The 23,203-nt window shown below is 60.3% G+C and carries 13 protein-coding genes, 2 rRNA genes and 1 pseudogene; 11 read left to right on the top strand and 5 right to left on the bottom strand.

All coding sequences use genetic code 11. The annotated features are described in order from the left end of the window. Together D8U82_RS14020 and D8U82_RS14015 are read left to right on the top strand one after the other, a co-directional pair. Nucleotides 1-4,475: pseudogene (locus D8U82_RS14020) on the top strand (LapA family giant adhesin); the annotation flags it as partial. Between the two features lie 149 nt (nucleotides 4,476-4,624). After that, nucleotides 4,625-4,963, top strand: coding sequence for a hypothetical protein (locus D8U82_RS14015; protein WP_016772279.1), 339 nt, complete (start codon nucleotides 4,625-4,627; stop codon nucleotides 4,961-4,963). A 209-nt stretch (nucleotides 4,964-5,172) separates the two neighbouring features. On the opposite strand, the gene lapD is transcribed toward D8U82_RS14015, so the two are convergent. Both lapD and lapG read right to left on the bottom strand, forming a co-directional pair. Further along, nucleotides 5,173-7,119 carry a cyclic di-GMP receptor LapD gene (lapD, locus tag D8U82_RS14010; RefSeq protein WP_130902377.1) on the bottom strand — a complete coding sequence of 649 codons (1,947 nt, stop codon included), beginning with the start codon at nucleotides 7,117-7,119 and terminating at the stop codon, nucleotides 5,173-5,175. Nucleotides 7,120-7,133: 14 nt separating this feature from the next. After that, on the bottom strand, nucleotides 7,134-7,826 hold the full coding sequence (gene lapG / locus D8U82_RS14005; RefSeq protein ID WP_130902376.1) for a cysteine protease LapG: 693 nt from the start codon (nucleotides 7,824-7,826) through the stop codon (nucleotides 7,134-7,136). A 196-nt stretch (nucleotides 7,827-8,022) separates the two neighbouring features. Here lapG and D8U82_RS14000 point away from each other — a divergent pair, with 196 nt between their 5' ends. From D8U82_RS14000 to D8U82_RS13980, 5 genes are all read left to right on the top strand, one after another. Then, nucleotides 8,023-8,733, top strand: coding sequence for a GntR family transcriptional regulator (locus D8U82_RS14000; RefSeq protein WP_016772282.1), 711 nt, complete (start codon nucleotides 8,023-8,025; stop codon nucleotides 8,731-8,733). A gap of 693 nt (nucleotides 8,734-9,426) precedes the next feature. Further along, nucleotides 9,427-10,203 carry a DUF3050 domain-containing protein gene (locus D8U82_RS13995; RefSeq protein WP_130902375.1) on the top strand — a complete coding sequence of 259 codons (777 nt, stop codon included), beginning with the start codon at nucleotides 9,427-9,429 and terminating at the stop codon, nucleotides 10,201-10,203. After that, nucleotides 10,200-11,129, top strand: a complete 930-nt coding sequence (locus D8U82_RS13990; RefSeq protein WP_130902374.1) for a diiron oxygenase — start codon at nucleotides 10,200-10,202, stop codon at nucleotides 11,127-11,129. Before D8U82_RS13995 ends, D8U82_RS13990 begins: the two co-directional genes overlap by 4 nt. 10 nt (nucleotides 11,130-11,139) lie before the next feature. Then, entirely contained in the window at nucleotides 11,140-14,532 is a 3,393-nt protein-coding gene (locus tag D8U82_RS13985; protein ID WP_130902373.1) for a non-ribosomal peptide synthetase, read from the top strand. A 22-nt stretch (nucleotides 14,533-14,554) separates the two neighbouring features. After that, a complete protein-coding gene (locus D8U82_RS13980) occupies nucleotides 14,555-15,022 on the top strand; it encodes an SRPBCC family protein (protein ID WP_130902372.1) in 468 nt (155 codons plus the stop codon). Between the two features lie 126 nt (nucleotides 15,023-15,148). Here the strand turns inward: D8U82_RS13980 and D8U82_RS13975 are convergent, their stop codons facing one another. Further along, a complete protein-coding gene (locus D8U82_RS13975) occupies nucleotides 15,149-17,029 on the bottom strand; it encodes a methyl-accepting chemotaxis protein (RefSeq protein WP_041479722.1) in 1,881 nt (626 codons plus the stop codon). Between the two features lie 312 nt (nucleotides 17,030-17,341). Here D8U82_RS13975 and D8U82_RS13970 point away from each other — a divergent pair, with 312 nt between their 5' ends. The 4 genes from D8U82_RS13970 to D8U82_RS13955 all read left to right on the top strand — a co-directional run bounded on the left by D8U82_RS13970 (nucleotide 17,342) and on the right by D8U82_RS13955 (nucleotide 22,686). Further along, nucleotides 17,342-17,842: a sigma-70 family RNA polymerase sigma factor gene (locus D8U82_RS13970; RefSeq protein ID WP_041479723.1), complete on the top strand. Its 501-nt coding sequence runs from the start codon at nucleotides 17,342-17,344 to the stop codon at nucleotides 17,840-17,842. Next, on the top strand, nucleotides 17,842-18,843 hold the full coding sequence (locus D8U82_RS13965) for a FecR family protein (protein ID WP_130902371.1): 1,002 nt from the start codon (nucleotides 17,842-17,844) through the stop codon (nucleotides 18,841-18,843). The genes D8U82_RS13970 and D8U82_RS13965 overlap by 1 nt, the downstream gene beginning before the upstream one ends. Nucleotides 18,844-18,930: 87 nt before the next feature. Then, a complete protein-coding gene (locus D8U82_RS13960) occupies nucleotides 18,931-21,432 on the top strand; it encodes a TonB-dependent siderophore receptor (RefSeq protein WP_130888343.1) in 2,502 nt (833 codons plus the stop codon). Between the two features lie 75 nt (nucleotides 21,433-21,507). Continuing rightward, entirely contained in the window at nucleotides 21,508-22,686 is a 1,179-nt protein-coding gene (locus D8U82_RS13955; protein WP_024011103.1) for a PepSY domain-containing protein, read from the top strand. A 66-nt stretch (nucleotides 22,687-22,752) separates the two neighbouring features. Here the strand turns inward: D8U82_RS13955 and rrf (D8U82_RS13950) are convergent. Further along, nucleotides 22,753-22,868, bottom strand: a 5S ribosomal RNA gene (gene rrf, locus D8U82_RS13950). Nucleotides 22,869-22,973: 105 nt separating this feature from the next. Further along, nucleotides 22,974-23,089, bottom strand: a 5S ribosomal RNA gene (rrf, locus tag D8U82_RS13945). Between the last annotated feature and the right edge of the window lie 114 nt (nucleotides 23,090-23,203).

The raw sequence follows: 23,203 nt of genomic DNA, 5'->3' as shown, positions 1-23,203 counted from the left end.
CCACCGGCACCGCAACTGTTCCTGCACCGTCCGACGACGTCTACAAAGACGCCGGTTCCGTGCAAGCCACGATCAAAACCGCGACCGGTGGCAACTTCGAAAACCTGGTGCCAAGCACCACGCCAGCAGTGACCAGCGTCACCGACACCATCGACACCACCACCGTAAAACTGAGCGCAACCGCCACAGCGGCAGAAGGCGGCAACGTCGTCTACACCGCAACCGTCGGCGCCCCCGTCACCGGTTCGCCAGTTGTCGTGACGTTGGCCAACGGCCAGAACATCACCATCGCCGTCGGCCAGACCACCGGCACCGTAACCGCCGTCGCACCGAACGATGCGCTGACCGGCAACGCTCCGCTGACCAACTCGATCACCAACGTCAGCGGCGGCAACTTCGAAAACCTCGTCGCCGACAAGACTCCGGTCAGCACCACCGTGACCGACACCGTCGACACCACCATCCTGTCCCTCAGCGCCAGTAACTCGGTGGCAGAAGGTGGCCAGATTACGTACACCGCGACACTGACCAACGCCGCCGGCTCGCCTGTGACCGTCACCTTGTCGAACGGCGCCGTGATCACCATCGACGCCGGCAAGACCACCGGCACCGTGAACGTTCCAGCGCCAGCTGACGACGTCTACAAAGACGCCGGCACCGTGCAGGCGACCATCAGCAGCGCCACCGGTGGCAACTTCGAAAAACTGGTACCGAGCACCACGCCAGCGGTGACCAGCGTCACCGACACCGTCGACACCACCACCGTCAGCATCACTGGCAGCAGCTCGGTGACCGAAGGCCAGACCGCCAGCTACACCGTCAGCCTCAATCACCCGGCGCAGACCGAAGTGACCCTGAAAATCGTCTACAGCGGCACTGCTGCCGACGGTTCGGACTTCACCGGTGTGTACACCGTGAAGATCCCGGCGGGCGCCAGCAGCGCGCAGTTCAACGTCGCCACCCTCGATGACAAGATCACCGAAGGCACCGAGAACTTCGTGGTCAAGATCGATTCGGCTACCGGAGGCAACTTCGAGAACCTCGCGGTCAGCAGCACCAATGGCAGCGTCAGCACCTCGATCATCGACAACGATGCACCACCGGTGCTCGATCTGGACGCCAACAACTCCAGCGGAGCGACCGGTGCCGATTACAAAGTGACGTTCACCGAGAACACCCCGGGCGCCGGCGTGTCGATCGCTGACACCGACCTCAGCATCACCGACCCGGACAGCACGATGCTGACCGGTGCCACCGTGGTGCTGACCAACCGTCAGGACGGCGATGCGCTGAATCTGGGCAACAGCGTCAACGGCATCACCATCAATGCCAACAGCACCAACGGCACAGTGACCCTGACCCTCTCGGGTAACGCGACCCTGGCCGACTACATGCAGGCCATCAAGAACATCAGCTTCACCAACAGCAGCGAAAACCCGAGCACCGTGCCGCGCATCATCACCGTGACGGTGACCGATGGCGGCAACTACTCGAACACTGCGACCACCACGGTCAACGTGGTGGCAGTCAACGATGCACCGGTCGCCGCGCCAAGCAATGTCACCGGCACCGAAGACACGCCGCTGGTACTCGGCTGGTCGACCTTCGGCGTCAGCGATGTCGATAGTCCGGCGAGCAGCCTCGGTATCAAGATCACGCAGCTGCCGGGCGAGGGCAAACTGCAGTATCTGGACGGCTCGACCTGGAAGGATGTTGCCAACAACCAGACCTTCAGCAAGGCCGACATCGACGCCGGCAAGCTGCGTTTCCTGCCGGATGCCAACGAGTCGGGCACCAACGGTTACGGCGGCACCGGTCTGGGCAACAAGCAGGCGGACTACGCGCAGATCAAGTTCCAGCCTACCGATGGCCAGGCGCTGGGCAGCACCGGCACAGTGAAGATCGACATCACGCCAGTGGCGGATGCGCCGACCGTGGCCGTGGCCGATAACAGCGTTAAATCCACTGGCCTGATCAAGGAAGTCTGGACCGGTCTGTCGGGCCTGGGCACTGACGGCAGCGGAGCGAATTCGACCACCCTGAAAAACGTCATCGACGCCGCCGGCAAACCGAACTCCAGCGGCAACGTCACCAACGTGCAGTCTGACGGCAGTGTCGCCGCCGGTACGGCGTCGAAGACCTCGGGCCTGATCTACCTGGAAGCCGGCAAGACCTACAGCTTCAGCGGCGTGGCCGATGACAGCCTGCTGATCACCATCGGCGGCAAGAACGTGGCTTCCGGTACCTGGGGCGCAGGCGGTGCGATCAATGGTTCGTTCACCCCGACCACCAGCGGCTACTACACCCTCGACATCTACCACCACAACCAGAGCGGCCCGGGCAGCTACGACGTCAACCTGTCGGTCAACGGCAGCACGCCGATTGACCTCAGCAACGCCGGCGTGCCGATCTACACCGGTGTGCAGGATCTGATCAACTCGGGCGTGACCGTCTCCGATCTGCACGGCACCAACGGCGAAGGTTATTACGACGGCTACAAGCTCAACACCGGCGCCGAAGGCACCACGGTGAAACTGTCGGCAATCAGCACCGCGCTGACCGACACCGACGGCTCGGAAACCCTGAGCGTGAAGATCAGCGGCGCACCGGTCGGTTCGGTGCTCAGCGATGGCGCGGGTCATACCTTCACCGTTACCGCGAGCAATGGCGAAGCCAACGTCACCGGCTGGAATCTCGGCTCTCTGACCGTGACCCCGCCAACCTACTACAACGGCCAGTTCAACCTGACCGTGACTTCGACGTCCACCGAACAGGTCGGCGGCTCGGCAAGCAGCACCGCGACCATTCCGGTCACAGTGGTGCCGGCGGTGTACAACGCGGTCACCGCCACCTCGGGTGACGACACCGTCACCGGCACCGACGCCAACGACATCATCGTCGCTGACATCGGCGGCCTGACCGTGGTCCCGGGCACCAACTACAACATTGCGTTCATGGTCGACAGCTCCGGCAGTATGAGCAGTTCGTCGCTGAACGCCGCAAAGGACTCGCTGACCTCGGTGTTCAACAGCCTCAAGCAAAGCCTGGGCGGCAGCAACTCGGGTACGGTGAACATCTTCCTGGTGGACTTCGATACCCAGGTCAACAAGTCGGTGTCGGTGAATCTCAACGACCCGAATGCGCTGACCTTGCTCAAAGCAGTGCTGAACTCGATGGGCTCCGGCGGCGGTACCAACTACGAGGACGTGTTCAAGACCACGGCCAACTGGTTCCAGAGTGCCGACGCAGTGGCCAACACCGGGGCGAAGAACCTCACGTACTTCATCACCGACGGCCAGCCGACTTACTACCAGACCGGCGAGCAGACCAACCCGACGCTGTATGGCAACGTGAAACTCGACAGCGTGGTGAACACCAGCAACTACAAGCAGGGCGACACGTTCAGCACCTACATCGACAACTCGCACTACCTGACTATCAACAGTGCCGGCAGCGTTGTGCTGCAAACCTACAACTCGTGGTGGGGCTGGAGCAGTGAAACCCTGGGCACGATTCACGCGCAGGGCGACGGCACTTATGAATTGTCGAACCTCGCGGGTACCGGCAACAGCACCAACTCGTCGACGACCAGCAACTCGACCAGCGGCTTTGCCTTGTTGAGCGGGTTGTCGAGCGTCGAAGCCATTGGTCTGAACAACGACGTCAGCCTCAACGATCTCAAGCCGTACGACTCGGACAAAACGCCGCAAACCAACATCGATCCGAAGGATCTGGCCAACTCGATCATCGGCCATACCGAAGCGACGATGCCGGGTAACGACACCGTCAACGGTGGCGAAGGCAACGACATCCTGTTCGGCGATCTGGTCAGCTTCAACGGCATTGCCGGCGAGGGTTACCAGGCAATGCAGGCGTTCGTCGCCAAGGAAACCGGCGTTGATGTCAGCAAAGTCAGCACCAGTAATGTGCACCAGTACATCACCGAGCACTATCAGGCGTTCGATGTGTCCGGCGCGCACGATGGCAACGACACGCTGCTCGGTGGCGCAGGCAATGACATCCTGTTCGGTTCGGGCGGCAACGACCTGCTCGACGGCGGCAAAGGCAATGACATCCTGCTCGGCGGCACCGGCAACGACACGCTGATCGGCGGTCAGGGCAATGACATCCTCATCGGCGGTTCCGGTGGCGACACCTTCGTCTGGAAATCGGGCGACACCGGTAATGACGTGATCAAGGATTTCAAAGCCAGCGAAGGCGACCGCATCGACCTGCGCGACCTGTTGCAGGGCGAGACCGGCAGCACGATCGACAACTTCCTGAAGATCACCACAGTGGATGGCACGTCGTCGCTGCAAGTCAGCTCGGCGGGCAAATTCAACTCGGGCGATGCCGCTGCGGCCACGCCGGACGTGACGATCAAACTGGAAGGCAACAACTGGGCGAGCGCCAACCTGCACAACCTGATTGCCGGCAGCGACCCGACCATCAAGGTCGATCACAACAACAGCTGAGGCTGAAACAACAACGGCCGCCTCCTGTGGGGCGGCCGTCGCGTTTGCGGGCAATGCAGCGGTGACGATTTGATCGGCGCCCCGCATACTGGCGCGCAGTTGGCTATGCTGCTGACAGCATGACGCTGTTCATTTGTGAGGGATGCTCAATGTTTTACGTGCAACGCGATGCGCAAGGCCAGTTGATTCGCGTGGAAGCTGCGGCGTACGCCGAGGCCACGGAAACGCTGCCCGCCGATAACCATGAAATTCAGGCGTGGTACGCCAACGAAGCCGTGGAAAACAGCCTCAAACAGCTCAAGCAGAGCGACTTTGAAATGATTCGGGTACTCGACGACCTGATCCAGGTGCTGACCCAGAAAGGCGTGATCCGCGTCACCGACCTGCCAGCGGCGGCCCAGGCCAAACTGATGGACCGCACCCAGGCACGTGAAGCGCTGGGCGGGTTGAGCCAGTTGATCGATGAGGATGAGGGTGGGTTGATCTGATCCTCCCAAGATCCAAAGCTTACCCTCACCCCAGCCCTCTCCCGGAGGGAGAGGGGGCCGATCGAGGTGTCTTGCGCTATCCATCGACCTGAGAGATCGAGTCGATTTTGGATTCAGTGGAGCTCTTGCACGTCGGCGTATCTCGTAAATATCCCACGGCCAGTCCCCTCTCCCTCTGGGAGAGGGTTAGGGTGAGGGCGCTTCTTGGCTCACCCCCAAGGCTTCGGTTCACCGAGCAACTGCCCCTGCACGCCATACAAGCCCATCTCGCGAATCACCGACAACTCCCCTTCAGTCTCGACCCGTTCGGCAATCAGCGGCAGATCGATGCTGTGCGCCGCGCGCTGAATCGCTTCGATGAACAGACGCTTGTCGCTCTCCTGATCGATCGCGCGGATGTAGCTGCCATCGATCTTCAAGTACGCCAGACCCAAGCGCGCCAGGTTGCCGATCATGCTGAAGCGCCCGCCGAAGCGCTGCAGGCTAAGCGAGAAACCGAGCTCGCGCAGGCGTCGGGTCAACTGCTCCAGCACCGCTTGTTCAGGCAATTGCTCCTCGCCGATCTCCAGAGTAAGACGCGCGCCGAGATTGGAATGCGCGCGCAGAATTTCGAAGACTTTGTTCAGCGCCTGCGGGTCGGCCAGCGTTGCCGAGGACAGGTTCAGCGCCAGCGAATCCTCGTGCCCTTTCATCTGCTCGAGCACGCGTTCAAGCATCAGGCGATCGAGCCGTGCGGTCCAGCCGAAGCGCTCCAGCCAAGGCAGGAAGCGTCCGGCGGGAATGGTCTGGCCCTGCTCGTCGAGCAGGCGTGACAGCACCTTGTAATGCAGCACCAGTTGCGTGTCCTGCGCAGCGACCACCGGCTGGAAGTACAGCTCGAAACGCTGCTGACTCAAGGCCTCATCCAGCAGTCGATGCCAGGCGTGATGATCGTCACCGACCTCCGCCACCAGACTCTGATCGATGCACGCCCAATTCTGCTCGCCCTGTCCTTCGGCCTGTGCGAGCGCCTGATCGCCCAGTGTCAGCACCGCTTGTGGTGAATCACCATGGGCAAACGGCGCCAGCCCGATGGAAGCCACCGCCGGCACATCGGTCGCGCCAGTGGCGTGCAGGCTGCTCAAGGCGTTGTCGAGATTCTGCGCCAACTGTAATGCTTCCTCGCGCACCAGCCCGGGGGCGAGCACGGCGAATTCACCGCCGCGAATACGCGTTACCAAGTCTTGGGTTTGCGGGTATCTGGCGCACTCGCGGGTCAGTTGCTCGCCGACGGCCTTGAGCAACTGATCAGTGCGCTGGCCGCCGAGACGCTGATTGAGCCCCGCCAGATCCTTGACCCGCAACAGCAGCAGATAACCGGAACTGGCCTGCTCCGGGTTGCTCACGCGGTTGTTCAGTTGCATCTCGAAATAGCGGCGGTTGGCCAGGCCGGTGAGGTTGTCCTGATAGGACTCGGTACGCAGTTTTTCACTGCGCTCGGCCTGCTCCTGGAACAGCGTCTTGAGCTTCTCGACCATCTGATTCATTGCCTGCACCACGCGACGCAATTCAGGCGTGCGCGGCAGATCCGGCAGGCTGAGAAACTCGCGGCGGGCAATCGCATGGGACTGCTGGACCATGTAATCGAGGGGCTTCAACTGCCGACGCAGTAACAGCGCGCCGAGCACCGCACTCAGTGCGCCGCAGATCAGCAACCAGCCAAGACTGCCCAGTGCGCTCTGCCATAGCTTGGCCACGGCGAACATCGGATGGCTGACCACCTCGACCCGCGCCGCCTGCTCCCAGCCACGGCTGACCAGCGCATCGCCACCCGCTGGTTCGAGGCCGATCAGTCTGACGAACCAGTCCGGCACATTGCTCACCGCCGGGGCACCGCTGCGCTCGACAATGGTCTGCTCGGTCTTCACGTCGACCACGCGGATGCTCGCGTAATAACCGCTGTCGAAAATCGAACTGACCAGCAACTCGACCATCGCCGGGTCGTCGATATTCGGCGTCAGCGACAACGCCAGCGCCGTCGCCGCGTCCTGCGCGTGGGAGCGCAACTGGTTGACGTACTGGGTGCGCGAGCTCTCCAGACTGACCATGAAGCTGCCGGTGAAGGCCACGACCAGGAACAGACAGATAGCGATCAACAGCTGTTTGAACAAAGACATCTGAGCGCGTGCTCCTAGTTAGTCGTCTCGACCGGAAAACCTTCGGCCTGCATTTTTTTCAGCACTTCCTGCCAGCGCGACAGGCGTTTGGTGTCGCCGACCTTTTTATTGCCCTTGGCGCCTGGCAGATACAGACCTTCGGCATTGAAAGAGTAGACCGGCAGCAAATCGGTCCGCTGCGACGCCGGCTGGATCGGATCGATCAGGCTGTCGAGCACCAGCGGCATGGCATCGGGGGTCGCATAGTACGTCAACACCATGTGCGCGCGGTTCTGGCGCAGCGCCTTGACGTAGGTGATGCGCAGCTTGTCACTGGAAACGCCGAGATGGCGCAGGCTGAAATACTTGGCGATGGCGTAGTCTTCGCAGTCACCGGCACCCTTCCACAGGGCTTCGATCGGGGTTTCCCAGTAATCCACTTCGCGCCACAGATCGATGTCTTCGACGTAACGCACCTGCTTGTTGAAGAACAGGTTCACCACCTTGAGCTTGTCCATCTCACTGGCCTGCTTTTGCGTCGCCAGCAGGTTCTGCCAGGCGTCGATGCGCTGCTGCCCCGCGCCCAGTGGCCCATAGAGAGCCGTGGCCTTGCGGCTGATGGCGGAAAAATCCCAATCGGCGTGCAGGCCGCCCAGCATGACGCCGGCCAGCAGCAATGCGCAGCCAAGCCAGCGCAAGGTCCGAGGGATCGCGAAACGTACCGCCACTGCAGGTTTCCAGAAGGACAGAAAGGAAGCGTTTGATGGTGAAGCTTAGCCCGGCAAAAAACAATGGCACCGTGAGATCATCGAAGACGCGCTAGACTTGAGATTGCCGCGCAACGTTTTACAAGGTTTGACAACCTGTAGAGCAATCACTAGTGTCATTTGGATCCAAATATTGCGACCTACAGGGTGTGTTGTCGTGACTCAGAAGCCCAAACCGCTGCACAGCATCAAAGTCGAAGGACCGATTCCTGCGCATCTGGCCCGGTCGGTGATCGAAGAAACCCTGCGCTCGGCCATTCTCGATGGCCGCCTGCCCTGTGGCACTGCACTGCGCCAGCAGGATCTGGCCGATCTGTTCGGGGTCAGCCGCATGCCGGTGCGCGAAGCCTTGCGCCAGCTCGAAGCGCAGGAGCTGCTCAGCGTCACCACGCACAAAGGCGCCGTGGTCGCCCCACTGATCCAGGGCGATGCTGCTGAAACCTACGAGTTGCGCATTCTGCTCGAATCCGAGGCATTGCGGCAGTCCATTCCGCTGCTGACTGAGGCCGAGCATCAACTCGCCGCCGGCTACATCGACGAGCTGGAAGCTCAACACGACTACAACGAAATCGGCCGCCTCAACCGTCTCTTTCACATGGCCCTGTATAGCAAGGCGCCCAACCAGCGACTGCTGCGCCTGGTGGAGGACGGCCTGAACGAAGAAGAACGTTTTCTGCGGTTCAATCTGGAAGCGATGGGCTTGGGCAAGCTGTCCCAGGATGACCACCGCGCCATGCTTCAGGCCGTAATCGAGCGGGACATACCGCGCTCGCTCGCAATGCTGGAGCAGCACCTCAACCGTGGCGTTGAGGTCATCACCCGCTACCTCGCGACTCCCGCCGCACAGAAGCGTCACACCGCACGCTGATATCTCATACGTCGAATAATCCCCTTACAAATCTTCGCGACCGCTCTGCTGCCGGCTCTGGCAGCGGATCGGCGTGTCCGCTGGTGCCCGCCCCGGCCCTGCCGGCGCATTTCTGCTGCCCGCCGATGACCAATCGGTAATAGCCCTGACGGCAATTTACCCGCACTCTTCCAGCGCCACCCCTACAGAACGGGGACGCGCCGCCCTGACGGCACAGTCCCCGCAACAGGAACCTACGGAAGGAGCCTTGTCACGGGAAACAGGAAGTCATGGCGCCGGTCCCGGCCAACTTTCGCCCCCTTTGAATTCATAAACTTCCCTTGTTTAAAAGTTGCTTCGAGTGAGGCATTCACTCTTGTTATCGATTTTGGCCGTTATTAGCCGAAAGGAGTAACTACGCCCAAATAAAACTTGATCTGAAAGTTTTATCGGCAACTCTCATATTCAAAAAACAGCCAACTTAAAATAATTGAAAATAAACTTGTTAAATGCATTTGCCCTGTATTAGTTTTTCTCTCGCCAGGTTTGAACGTCGCCGTTCAGCGCGGCATACGCAACAACCGCAGCACCCGTGGCGCCGCAACGGCGCCACAGCGCAATCAATATTTGCCCGACTAACTTGCTATCCAACTTGCTCGACCGCTTATAGCAACTGGAAAGAACCGTGCACTTCAATCAATGATAAAGGACATCATGATGCCCACTAAGCAGCAACTCGCTCTGAAGAAAGCCGAACTGAGTATTCATCCGATCTTTTCCGAGATTACTTCGTTATCGGTATTACGTCGTTTCATGGAAACCCATGTATTTGCCGTATGGGACTTCATGTCGCTGACCAAGCGCCTGCAACAGGAACTGACCTGCACGCGTTTACCCTGGTTGCCGCCGCGCGATCCCCACGCGGCTCGGTTGATCAACGAGATCGTGCTGGGCGAGGAATCGGACGATCGCCTCGATGCCGGCCACTACAGCCACTTCGAGTTGTACCTGGATGCGATGCGCGAGATCGGCGCGAGCACCACGGCGGTAGAGCGCTTTGTCGCCCTGCAGCAGGAGGGCGTGAGCTATGACGTCGCGTTGCAGAGCGTCGATGTCGATCCAGCGGCGGCGCAGTTTGTCCGCAATACCTTGCGCATTGCCCTGGAGGCGCCAGGACACAGTGTCGCTGCTGCGTTCCTGCACGGTCGCGAGAGCGTCATTCCGACGATGTTCCAGCGCATCCTCGATGACTGGGGCATCGGCATCGAACAGGCACCGACCTTTCGCTACTACTTGCAACGGCATATCGAAGTCGATTCCGAAGATCACGGCCCCGCCGCCGAGCAGTTGCTGGAGCGTCTGGTGGACGGCGATCCGCAGCGCGCAGCCGAGGTTTACGCCAGCGCCATCGCCGCCGTGGAAAGCCGCATCGCCTTGTGGGACGGGCTGCGTCTGAGCATGGGCGTGGAAGTTGCCGAGGTGGCCCAATGAACGCTGCCGACTATCAATCCTTCGCCGAGGCCTGGGAAAGCCGCGCGACCATCCGCACCCGTCCCCGGCGGTTGCTGGAAGACGATCAGCGCCTGATCTACCCGCTCAGCCGCCAGCCGCTGGTGCTCAGCGAAACCTTCCTGCGTGAATGCCCACAGCAACGTGATTTCGCCCTGGTGCAGACGTTGTACAAATTCATCAACGACGTAGTGATTTTCGAGACGGAAATCGTCGACAAGACCGCCCGCAGCATTGCCAAGAATCGCTTTGCCGTGGCGTTCCCGTTCGCCTGTCGCTACGACGCGATGACCGTGGTGGTCGATGAGGATTACCACGCGCTGGTGGCCATGGACTTCATGCAGCAAACGGTCGCGCTGACCGGTATCGAACCGATTCCGTTGCCCGACGAAATCGAGCTGAGCCGGGCAATTCCCGCCGCTGTTGCGCTGGCGCCGGACCACCTGCGCAGCGCGGTGGAACTGATCTGCGTGGCGATCGCCGAAAACACCGTGACCGGTGATGTCGCGGCGTTCGCCCGCGACGATTCGGTCAAGCCGTCGATCAAGGGCCTGATGGCCGACCACTTGCTCGACGAAGGTCGCCACTCGAGTTTCTGGGCGCGGATGGTGCGCATCTATTGGCACACCGCCAGCGACACGGACCGCGAAACCATCGCGCAGATTCTGCCGGTGTTCATCGGCCATTACCTGACCAACGACATCCAGAAGTCCTTCGACTTGCGCCTGATCGACGCGCTGACGGTCAGCGAAACCACCCGACATTCATTGCGTGAGGAGATCGCGGGACTGGCCTTCCCGATCAATCGCCACCACCCGCTGGTGGGCAACATCGTCAGGTTTTTCCACAACAGCTCGCTGCTCGACACACCGTGCGTGCAGCTCGCCCTGCGCGACTATCTGGTTTGAGGAGGCTGACATGAAACGTCTCGACATTTTGCTCACCGGCGCCAGCCAGGCGATGACCGACCTGGCCCGGGAACTCGAACAGCACGGCCATGCACTGACCCGCAGCGGCGCCACTCAAGCGGCGGTGGATCTGATCATCGACGATGGCTTTATCGCTGCCGGCGACTTCTGCGCCATCCCGCATCTGCACCTGCGCTTGGGTGTCGCCGCGCAAGAGCATGGCGGCCTGCCGACCCTCGACTTGCTGTGCTTCCTCGGCTCGTCGCTGATCAGCCGCGTACCCATCGGCGATGAGCCGTCCGGCAACGGTCAGTCGCTACGCCAACGAGCGCTTGCCCATGTGGTCGATGAGGTGGCGTTGCTGGTCAGCCGCTTTTCCCGCGATGCCGATTATTTCCGCCATGCCCCTGCGCTGATCGCGCCGGATTTCGAACGCCTGGAAGACCTGCTGTTTATCGACAAACTGGCGTATGTCCACCGTCTCAACGACACGGCAGACCCGACGCTGCTGGAGCAGGCGCAAATCCCGCTGATCGAGCGTCTGCAACAAAGCCTGATCGAGCATGCGGAACGACCGGCGCTGCACCTCGGCGGACAGTCCATCAGCTACCGCCAATTGCACGCCCACAGCCGGGCGATCCAGCAGCGGTTGCTGCCCTTGCTCGAGCAATATCCGCAGCCGTGGGTGGTCGCTGTCTGCCAAGGCAAAAGCCCGGCACTGTTCGCCTCGATTCTGGCGATTCTCGGCAGCGGCGCGGTGTACTTGCCGCTGGAGCCGAGCCATCCCTTGCAGCGCCAGCAATACATCCTGGAAAACGCCGGCGCGGTGTTGTTGCTTCACGATGGACAGCAGGCGCTCAGCGAGTCGATAGCGGGGCTGGATGTCAGTGACATGGAAGCGCCGAACGCCGATCTCGACCGGCCGCTGATGCAGCACCGCCCGGAGCTTGATGCGCCGTGCATGGCGCTCTACACCTCGGGTACCACCGGGCATCCGAAAGGCGTGCTGCTCAGCCAGGCCAATCTCGCCCATTTCACCGCGTGGTACGCCGACTACGTGCAGCTGCACGCCGAGAGTCGGGTGTTGCAGTTCTCTTCGCTGAGCTTCGATTCTTCGCTGATCGACATCTTCCCCAGCCTGCTCGCAGGGGCGGAACTCGTCGTGCCCGACGACACCCAGCGCCGCGATCCTTTGCAGCTGATTGCGCTGATTCGCCGGCGGCAACTGACCCACGCCTTCCTGCCACCGGCGCTGTTGAGCATCCTGCCGCTGGAACAACTGGAGGGCGTTCAGGTGATGACCGGCGGTGATGTCTGCGAGCCGTACGTCATCGAGCAACTGACCCGTCAAGGCACCCTGCACAACCTGTATGGCCCGACCGAAGCCACCGTGCTGATCACCGCGCGCCAGCTCAAACCGGGCGACAGCAACCGCACGCTGGGAGGGCCGATCGCCAACAGTCGGGTGCTGATTCTCGACGACGATCTGCAACCGGTGCCCGATCAAACCGTCGGTGAGCTGTTCATCGTCGGCCCCGGTGTCTGCCTCGGTTACCTGAACAATCCGCAGCAGACCGCCGAGCGTTATCTGAACCTGTCACTGCCCGGCGGCGAAACCGTGCGCGCCTACCGCAGCGGCGACATGGCCAAGTGGGGCGAGCACGGTATCGAGCTGTGCGGGCGGCGCGACAATCAGGTGAAAATCCGTGGCTTTCGCGTCGAGCCGGAAGAGATCGAGCGCTGCCTGCGCGAGAGCCGCTTGTATCGGCAGATTGCCGTGGTCATCGACAATCAGCGGCGGATTCTGGCGTTCCTCGCCCAGCCACAGACCGAGACTGCCCGGGACGAACTGAAAGCCCACGCCCGGCAGTTTCTGCCGGACTACATGCAACCGGGAGCGTGGACCGAACTGGCGCAGATGCCATTCGCCAGTAACGGCAAAGTCGATCGCAAGGCGCTGTTGGCATTGCCGGTGACGGTGCAGGACAGCGCTGCGAAATGCCTGCCGGCCAATGCTGACGAAGCGCTGCTTCTTGAGGTCTGGGCCGAACTGCTGGAACTGCCGACCAGCGACATTTCCACTGACGAAAGCTTCTTCAATCTCGGCGGTCATTCGATTCTGCTGTCGCGGATGTTGCTGCGCTTGCGTGAGGAATTCGGCCGAAGCATTTCGATCAATCGCTTCATCGAACTGCCCACGATCAGCAAACTGGCGACGCTGGTGCGCGGCAGCGATGACAGCGCCGTGCTCAGCGCTCAGGCCATGGCCGACGCCGAGCGCGCGCTGGATGTCGAACCGCTGCCGATCAGCCGCATGGGCGATGTGCACAAGGTCATCGTCACCGGTGCCAACAGTTTTGTCGGCGTGCACATCGTCGAAGCGCTGCTCGGTTGGGGCGCCAGCGAAGTGGCCTGTCTGGTGCGCGACGGCGCCGGGCAAACGGCGGCGCAACGCTTCGCTCAGTCACTGCGCGAGAACCGGCTGGAGCACCTCGACCTGAGCCGTGTGCGAGTTTACGCAGCTGATATCAGCCGTCCGCAACTGGGCCTGGGCGATGAGGATTATCAGCGCCTGGATCGCGAGTTCGGCGCGCTGGTGCACAACGCCGCCAACGTCAACCACGTGCTCGATTACGAGTCCCTGGCGGCGGACAACGTCGAGCCGATTTTCGCCCTGCTGAAGCTGTGCGAAGGGCAGCGCAAAAAGGTCTTCAACTTCGTCTCGACCCTGTCGGCATCCAGCACCGTGGATGACGCCGGTCGAGTGCTGGAACTACCCGCCGCCGCGACGCCGCCGATCTACATTCGCAACGGCTACAACCTGTCGAAGTGGGTCGGCGAACGCATCCTCGAACGGGCGCGCGAGCGTGGTGTTCGGGTCAATCTGTATCGCCCCGGCAACATCAGTTTCAACAGCCTCAGCGGCGTTTGCCAGCCGCATAAAAACCGTTTGATGCTGATGCTCAAAGGCTCGATCCAGCTCGGACAGGTGCCGGCCTTCGCGCTGAATTTCGACCTGATGCCGGTGGACTTTCTCGCCCGCTTCATCGCCTTCCATGCCAGCCGTTATTCAGCGCAACGCGCGGTGTTCAATCTGCACAACCCCGAGCCGCTGAGCTGGGATGCGTACGTCGCTTCGTTCCGCGAAACCGGCAGCGAATTTTCGCTGGTCAGCGTCGCCGATTGGCAACAGCAACTGAACCGGGTCGACGCCGACAACGCGCTGTTCGGCGTGCTCGGTTTCTACCTCAACGGCTTCGAAGAAGACATCGGCGACATCTCCCTGATCGGTCACGCCAACGCCGAGGCCGGCGTGCGGCAGATGGGCGCGCACTACCCACAGAAATCCCCGGCGCTGCTGCGTCGCGGCTGCGACTACCTGAAAGAAATCAACTTCATCTGACTCATCAACAAGGAGCAACACCATGAGCAATCTGCAACCCGACACCCTGATCAAAAACCCGCAAGGCTGCCACGTTGTGTCGTCGGTGGAAGTGCCGGCGGACGCGGCACAAGTCTGGGCGATCGTTGGCGATTTCGCTGGCTTCGAACGATTCATTCCAGCGCTTTCGCACACCGAAATGACCGGCGAAGGCGTGTCTTCGCTGCGCAAGAAAGTCTTCAAGGACGGCAACGTCGTGGTCGAACAACTCAACTCGCGCGATGAACAGGCGCGGCGCATGACTTGGACGACGATCTACAACACGTTGGGGGTGGGGAATCTGTGGGCGGCGATGCAAGTGGAATCGCTGAGCGCAGGGAAGTCGCGAGCGACCTGGACGATCATTGCCGAACCGGCTGCGGGTGGGGATGAAGCATTGCCGGGGTTCAGGGATTTCGTGCAGGGGTTTGCCGATGATGCGATGGGCAATGTGCTGAAGCTGTTTGTCTAAGGCATCGGTTTGGCGGTGATTGAACCGCCGCTTTCGCGAGCAGGCTCGCTCCCACATTTGGAATGCATTTCCCTGTGGGAGCGAGCCTGCTCGCGAAGAACGATAACGCGGTCTGCGATCTGTGAATCAGATCTTGAAACTGTCGACCAACTGCTTCAGGCGATTGGCCTGCTGCGACAACGCATCACAATCCTTCAACGTTTCGTTGAGGTTGGCCACGCTCTGCTGGTTCAACAGGTTGATCTGGTTGACGTCGACGTTGAGGGTTTCCACCACCGCCGTCTGCTCTTCAGTCGCCGCTGCAACCGATTGGTTCATACCGTCGATTTCGCCGATGCGCTGGGTCACGCTGACCAGACGCAGACCGGCCTGATTCGCCACTTCCACGCTTTGCTCGCTGGACGCCTGACTGGCGTTCATGGTGCTCACCGCTTCGCGCGAGCCGACCTGCAGCGAGGTGATCATCTTGTGGATCTCTTCCGCCGATTCCTGGGTGCGATGCGCGAGGTTACGCACCTCATCGGCAACCACGGCAAAACCGCGCCCGGCTTCACCGGCACGCGCGGCCTCGATGGCAGCGTTGAGCGCCAGCAGGTTGGTCTGCTGCGAGATGCCTTTGATCACATCGAGGATGTGGCCGATGTTGTCGGTGCTGGCATTCAAGGTTTCGATCTGCGTGCATGACAGGCTGATCTTCTGCGACAACTCGGTCATCGCCTGAATGGTTTGCTCGACCACCTGACGACCGTCGTCGGCTTGCTCGGAAGCGCCACTGGCGTGTTGCGAAGCATCCGCCGCGTTGCGCGCGATTTCCTGAGTGGCGGCGCCCAGCTGATTGATCGCCGCCGCCACGCTGTTGGTGCGCGCACTCTGCTCGTCGGAACCGACGATCGAAGCGTTGGACGACGCCATCACCCGTTGCGACAGGTCATGTACGTGACGGGTCGCCGACGACACTTCGGAAATCGATGCGTGAATCCGTTCAACGAACTGGTTGAACGCGCTGCCCAGTTCACCGAACTCGTCTTTGCTCTCGACCACCAGACGCCGGGTCAGATCGCCCTCGCCCTGGGCGATGTCTTTCATCGCGCGGCCCATGGTGGTCAGCGGACGCATCAACACATTGATCAACAGGCTCAACAGCAACGCAATCGCCGCGACTGCGACAAACATGGCGATCAACGCCGAGGTGCGGAATTGGCTGAGTGCAGCGTAGGCCTTGTCGCGATCGATCGACAGACCGATGTACCACTGCGCGTTCGGCAGATCGCTGACCGGGGTGAACGAAAGAATGCGCTCCTGGCCGTTGAGCACGACGTTCTGGTTGCCCTTCTCGATTCGCACGCTGGTGTTCGGGTAGATGTCCTTGAGGTTTTTCATTACCTGATCTTTGTCCGGGCTGACGATCACCTGACCGTCGGCACTGACCAGAAACGCATGGCCGAGGCCACCGAAGTCCACCGAGTTGATGATCTTCACCAGCGTTTCGAGGCTCAGGTCACCGCCGACCACACCGAGCAATTCACCGTCCTTTTTCACCGGCATGGCGATGGTCACCACCAAACCGCCGACGGCCGCCATGTACGGCGGGGTCAGCATGGTTTTATCGGCGGCCACTGCCTGCTTGTACCAAGGGCGCTGACGCGGATCGTAACCGTCCGGCATCTTCGCATCAGGGCGCTGGGTGAAGACACCGTTGGCCTGCCCGACATAAGTGAACTGGAAGTTCGACGTGAAGGCCGGTTGATCGACAAGGCCGGGGAGGTCGGCATTCCTGCCTTGATGGGCAACGTTCTGCGCGAGGTTTTCCAGCACCAGAATGCGCCCGCTCATCCAGTTCTGCACGCTGCTGGCGGTCAGGTCACCGGCCTGTTGCACGGAGGACTGCAGGTTCTGGCGAATGGTGTTTCGCTGCAGATAATCGTTGTAGAGCGTGAACAACGCGAACGCCAGGACCACGACGCCCGAAGCGGCCAGGAGGATTTTATGGCTGAACTTGAGATTCATTTCATGGGACTTCTTATGCCAAAAGTGGGGATGCGTTTCCGGATGCAACATTCCATGTACGGCGCAGGCAGCGTTCTTCTGGCCGCTCTACTTTGGTGCACGCATTTCTCACCAGTCTGTCGGCCAGCGTCGGAGAAATCTTAGGGGCGCGTGAGAAATGGGCGGGTTTTGGACAGGATTCCCGCCGAACGGCGTGCCAGAGCGGCTGCAAGGGAGTTTTCCGCATCGACATAGGGGCGACAGTTGCAAAATCTGTCACCCTTGATGACAATGCGACTAATTATCATTTGTGACGTTCGGGCTGGCGTGGTCATGTCTTCACCTGAGTTGGTCGTACAGGCGCTTTACGGTAGTCATCACGGCTGGCTCAACGCTTGGCTGCGCGCGCGGCTGGGCAACGCAGCGGATGCAGCGGATCTGGCTCAGGACACTTTCCTGCGCCTGCTGCAACGCACCGAACGCCTCGAACTGAAAGCGCCCCGAGCTTTCCTGCGAACCATCGCGCGCGGTCTGGTGATCGATCATTGGCGCCGCGAGGAAATCGAGCGGGCCTATCTGGAGACCATTGCTCACTTGCCTGAAGGCGAAGTACCTGACGCCGAATCGCGCGCGTTGGTGCTGGAACTGCTGGAAAGCATTGCGCGCATGCTCGAAGGACTGAAGCCGAAAGTGCGTCAGGCATTTCTCCTGGCGCAGTGCGAAGGGTTAACGCACAAACAGATCGCCGAGCAGTTGGGCGTGTCGGTACGTTCAGTGGAACGCTACGTCGCCGACGCGCTATATCACTGCTATGTGTTGCGGTATGAAAGCTGATGCCTGTGGATAACCTCTCACTCGCTCGCCGCGTCGAACCGCGCCAACAGGTGGTCAAGCAAGCGATTCACTGGCTGCTGCGGCTGCGCAACAACCACGGCAATTCGCGGCTGACTCGCCAATGCGAGCAGTGGCGCGCCGAGCATCACGAACATGAAATCGCCTGGCAGCGGGTGCAGTCGCTGCAAGCCGAATTGAGCTCCAGTCTGCGCGCCGTGCCGGGTGCGCAGGTCGCTTTCAACACCTTGGAAAACAGTGCGCAGGGGCTAGGCCGACGCCAGGCCTTGAAGTTGTTGTCGGGCGCGCTGTTGATGGGCTCCGCCGCGTGGCTGGCCAAGGACAGCGCCGCCTGGCAGCAATGGAGTGCCGACTACGCGACGGCGAGCGGCGAACGGCGCGGTTTCCAGTTGCCCGACGGCACGCGCATCGAACTCAACACCGCCAGCGCCGTAGATCTGGATTACACCGCGCAGCGGCGCCTGATCAAACTGACCCGTGGCGAGATCATCGTTACCTGCGGCGGCTCTGACGAGGGCGCGGCGACCGATCGACCGCTGCGCATACAGAATCGCCACGGCACTTATGCGCCGTTCGATGCGCGTTTCATTTTGCGTCAGGAAGAACAGTGCACGCGGCTCAGCGTTACCCGTGGCCGGGTGTTGGTTCGCGCTGGCGGTCATTCCCTCGAAGCACTCGCCGGGCAGAGTTTTCTGGTCGATCAAAGCGGTTTGCGCGCAGCGCCGACGCTGGATATGGATGCGGGCGCCTGGCTCGACGGTTTGATTGTCACGCGCAATATGCGGCTGGGCGACTTCCTCGCTGAAGTCGGCCGTTATCGCCCGGGTTATCTCCATTGTTCGGCGGATATCGCAGACCTGCGCCTCTCTGGAGTGTTTCGTCTGGAGGACACCGACAGGCTGCTGGCGATTCTGCCGCAGACGTTGCCGGTGCAACTGCGCTATCGCACCCGTTGGTGGGTGACCCTGGAACGTGCGGTGTGAAATTTTTTTGGCGGGTTTTTCCAGGCAGTCCGGCTTAGTCAGTAAGCACTTCAAATCAGCCCTCGCGACTGCCTACGGAAATCCACAATGACTGTCCGCGCCACTTGTAAGAACCCTCTGAATTTCACTGCAGAATCGACACTACTGCGCCATGCGGTTCGGGCGGCACTGCTGACCACCGCGCTGGGCGTCAGCGTGTTACCGAGCCTGAGTCTGGCCGCCAACACCGGCACCGAGATCAGCCACCGCTACAACATTGCTGCCGGGCCATTGGGCGAGGCTTTGAATCAGTTTGCCCGGCAGGCCGGCATCACCTTGGCGATGACGCCGCAACAGACTCAAGGTCAGCAATCTCCCGGCGTGCAGGGTGAATATTCGACCGACCAGGCCTTGAGCCATTTGCTCGGTGGCTCAGGGCTGGAAGCCGTCAGCCAGGACGGCAGCAGCTACATTCTGCGCCCGCTGGCTGAAAGCGAAGCACTAGCCTTGCCGACCACCGACATCAAAGGCTTCGCCCTCGGCAACGCGCTGGGCAGCATGGCCGGCTACAACGCCACGCACAGCCAGATCGCCACCAAGACCAGTACCGCCCTGCTGGAGACCTCGCAAAGCGTATCGGTGGTGACGCGTGAGCAAATGGATGACCAAGGCTCGCAAACCGTCTCGCAAGCGATGCGTTACGCCCCGGGCGTGCTGACCAACCCGTATGGCGCCACCCATCGTTACGACTACGTGGCGATGCGCGGTTTCAACGACGGCTCGGTGGACAACATCTACCTCGACGGCCTCAAGTCGATGGGCGACAGCGGCACCTACAGCACCATGCAGGTCGATCCGTATTTCCTTGAACGCGTGGATATTCTCAAAGGCCCGTCATCGGTGCTGTACGGCCGTAGCTCGCCCGGCGGTCTGGTCGCGCTGACCAGTAAAAAGCCGTTGTATGAGGCCTACCATCAGGTGCAGGCGACAGTGGGGACGCAAGGCCAGCGCGGGATTGGTTTTGACTTCAGCGGTCCGGTCGATGACGACAAGCGCATTGCCTATCGTCTGACCGGATTGAGCGATCAGTCCGACACGCAATTCGATCACAACAAGGAAAAACGCTTCGCCCTCGCGCCGACGTTGAGCATCGATTTCAGCGAAGACACCTCGCTGACCCTGCAGGCCTATCTGCAACACGATCCGGACGGCGGTTACCACGGCGGCGTTCCGGCGGACGGCACGATCCATCAGCGCAATGGCGAGCGCATCTCGCCGCGCTTCTTCGAGGGCGAACCGGGGATCGATGGTTACTCCCGTGACCAGCAGTCGTTCGGCTATCAGTTCGAACATCGCTTCAACGACGTCTTCACGGCGCGGCAGAACTTCCGCTATCTCGATTCCAAAGTGAACATGGATCAGGTCTACGCCTATGGCTGGACCACCCCGACCAGCAATGAACTGAACCGTTATTACACCGGCGGTGATGAGCGCCTGCATGCGTTCATCGTCGACAACATGCTGCAGGCCGAATTCTTCACCGGCGCGACCAAGCACACAGTCCTGATGGGCGCGGATTATCAACGGCGCAAAACCGTGGTCGACTGGACCAGCGGTGGCCTCGCGCCGATCAATGCGTTCAATCCGGTGTACGGCAACTCGGCGATCGAGATGTACGGCGACACCAGCTATCTGCGTCGTCTGGAGCAGACCGGTGTGTATCTGCAAGACCTGATCGAGATGGACAAGTGGCGCTTCTCGCTGGGCCTGCGTCAGGACTGGGTCGAGACATCCGATGAAAACCGCATCGCCGAAGCGGGGCGTCCGGTGGGTACAGAGATCAATGATCGGCGCACGAAACTCACTGGGCGTGCCGGCGCTTTATATCTGTTTGATAACGGTCTGGCGCCATACATCAGCTACTCCGAGTCGTTTAACCCGAACTCCTATGCCGACAGCGCCGGTAATCCACTGGCCCCTACCGATGGCACGCAGTGGGAGGTCGGTTTGAAGTATCAGCCGCCGGGCACCGACAACCTGTTTACCGCCTCGCTGTTCCGCATCGACCAGGAAAACCTCGCGACCAAACTGCCGCAGGAGAACTTCTACCGCGCAGTCGGCGCCGTACGCTCGCAAGGTCTGGAGCTGGAAGCGCACCTGCAACTGACCGATAACTTGAAAGTGCTCGGCAGTTACACCTTCACTGATATCGAATATTCCAAATCGATGATCAGCACCTTGAGCACGCCGACCGATGTCATCGAGAACAAGGGCAACTCACCGACTCAAGCGCCGCGACACATGGCCTCGCTGTGGGCTGACTACAAGTTCGACAGCGCCGCACTTGATGGGCTGCGCCTGGGTGGTGGGGTGCGCTATGTCGGCTACAGCTGGGCCGATGCCGAGAACACAATGAAGGTGCCGTCTTACACGCTGTTCGACGCCTCGATTGGTTATGACCTGGGCAAGGTCGGCTTGACAGGTGTGGATGTCCGGCTCAACGCGAACAACCTGACCAATGAATCCTATGTCGCGTCCTGCGCCAGTCTGAACTTCTGCTACATGGGCGAAGAACGCAACGTAGCGGCGACCGTCAGCTATCAGTTCTAAAGCTATGTCCTGTGCATAAAAAAGCCAGCCCCTGCTATCAGGGGCTGGCTTTGTCGTTTCTTCGGGGTGTTTTGTATGCGTGCGTTTCTGGTTTTGTTGCATCGGTACATTGGATTGGCCACTGCGACGTTTTTATTGTTGGCCGGGCTGACCGGCAGTGTGCTGGCGTTTAATCACGAACTGGATGAGTGGCTGAATCCGCAGTTCTACGAGGCGACCTCAGTGGGTGAGCGCTTGTCGCCGGGCGCGTTGGTAGATGCAGTGCAGACTGCACATCCGAAACTGCAAGTCTGGTACATGGAGTATCCCCATGAGACGGGGCATACGGCGCTACTGGCGGCCGTTCCGCGTAAGGATCCGGCGACGGGCCAGCCGTTTGATAAGCCCAATCAGGTGTTCTATCTGGACCCGGTCAGCTCGGAGCAAAAAGGCGCGCGCTACTGGGGTGAATGCTGTTTTCAGCGGGAGAACTTCATCCCGTTCATTCTGGAGTTTCACTACAACCTGACATTACCGGGTAACTGGGGATTGCTGTTAATGGGTGGGGTGGCCATCGCGTGGGTGATCGACTGCTTTGTCGCATTGTGGCTGACCTTGCCGCGTGGCAAGCCCTTCTGGAAGAAGTGGGCGACTGCGTGGAAGGTCAAAGGCGGGCATGCCTACCGCTTGAACTTCGACCTGCATCGCGCCGGAGGATTGTGGCTGTGGCTGCTGCTGTTACCGATCGCCGTCAGTAGCGTGGCGATGAACTTGCCCAGCCAAGTGTTCAAGCCTGCGGTTTCGTTGTTTTCGCCCATCGAGCCGAGCGTTTATGAAGCCAGAGGACGAATGCCCGCCAATCAACTGGGTACGACACAGTTGAGTTATCAACAGGCGTACCAAAGGGCATTGCAGGAAGGGAAACGATTAGGACTGACGGCGGCAATCGGCGAGTTGTATTACAGCTTTGAGTACAACTTCTACGGCGCAGGATTTGGACAGCACGATACGGACGCCCATGGAAAATCCTGGTTGTTCTTTCACGGTACAGATGGCCGATTATTGGGACAGGAGATCGCGGGACAGGGCACGCTTGGAGAGCAGTTCTATCGACTTCAGTTGCCCATACATGGAGGACGGATCATCGGGGTGACAGGGCAGGTAATGATCGCGGTACTGGGTGTGTTGATTGCGGGGTTGTCAGGGACGGGCGTCTATATTTGGTGGCGCAAGTGGCAGGCAAGACGCAGCAGCAAGAGTCGCAGAACGGCCTGATCTTTCGTACACGCTTAAATGACAAAACCCCTGTCTGCGTTAGCAGACAGGGGTTTCGGAATTCAATCTTGACGATGACCTACTCTCACATGGGGAAACCCCACACTACCATCGGCGATACATCGTTTCACTGCTGAGTTCGGGATGGGATCAGGTGGTTCCAATGTTCTATGGTCGTCAAGAAATTCTTTATCTGGCCCGTCAACACGGTAACAAGCCAGCAAAAACAGGAACTTCTACTAAAACAAAACCCCAACTGCTTTCGCAATTGGGGTTTCGGAATTTAATCTTGACGATGACCTACTCTCACATGGGGAAACCCCACACTACCATCGGCGATACATCGTTTCACTGCTGAGTTCGGGATGGGATCAGGTGGTTCCAATGTTCTATGGTCGTCAAGAAATTCTTTATCTGGCCCGTCAACACGGTAACAAGCCAGCAAAAACAGGAACTTCTACTAAAACAAAACCCCAACTGCTTTCGCAATTGGGGTTTCGGAATTTAATCTTGACGA

Source organism: Pseudomonas sp. Sample_23 (assembly GCF_004307595.1).
Taxonomy (GTDB): Bacteria; Pseudomonadota; Gammaproteobacteria; order Pseudomonadales; family Pseudomonadaceae; genus Aquipseudomonas; species Aquipseudomonas atacamensis.
This window is presented reverse-complemented; position numbering and strand designations above follow the sequence as displayed.

Coding starts and splice junctions, on each gene's coding strand:
- lapD (WP_130902377.1), bottom strand. CDS start 7,119: ATGTCTTTGTTCAAACAGCTGTTGATCGCTATCTGTCTGTTCCTGGTC.
- D8U82_RS13985 (WP_130902373.1), top strand. CDS start 11,140: ATGAAACGTCTCGACATTTTGCTCACCGGCGCCAGCCAGGCGATGACC.
- D8U82_RS13955 (WP_024011103.1), top strand. CDS start 21,508: ATGCGTGCGTTTCTGGTTTTGTTGCATCGGTACATTGGATTGGCCACT.
- D8U82_RS13965 (WP_130902371.1), top strand. CDS start 17,842: ATGCCTGTGGATAACCTCTCACTCGCTCGCCGCGTCGAACCGCGCCAA.
- D8U82_RS13970 (WP_041479723.1), top strand. CDS start 17,342: ATGTCTTCACCTGAGTTGGTCGTACAGGCGCTTTACGGTAGTCATCAC.
- D8U82_RS14015 (WP_016772279.1), top strand. CDS start 4,625: ATGTTTTACGTGCAACGCGATGCGCAAGGCCAGTTGATTCGCGTGGAA.
- D8U82_RS13980 (WP_130902372.1), top strand. CDS start 14,555: ATGAGCAATCTGCAACCCGACACCCTGATCAAAAACCCGCAAGGCTGC.
- D8U82_RS13990 (WP_130902374.1), top strand. CDS start 10,200: ATGAACGCTGCCGACTATCAATCCTTCGCCGAGGCCTGGGAAAGCCGC.
- D8U82_RS13960 (WP_130888343.1), top strand. CDS start 18,931: ATGACTGTCCGCGCCACTTGTAAGAACCCTCTGAATTTCACTGCAGAA.
- D8U82_RS13975 (WP_041479722.1), bottom strand. CDS start 17,029: ATGAATCTCAAGTTCAGCCATAAAATCCTCCTGGCCGCTTCGGGCGTC.
- D8U82_RS13995 (WP_130902375.1), top strand. CDS start 9,427: ATGATGCCCACTAAGCAGCAACTCGCTCTGAAGAAAGCCGAACTGAGT.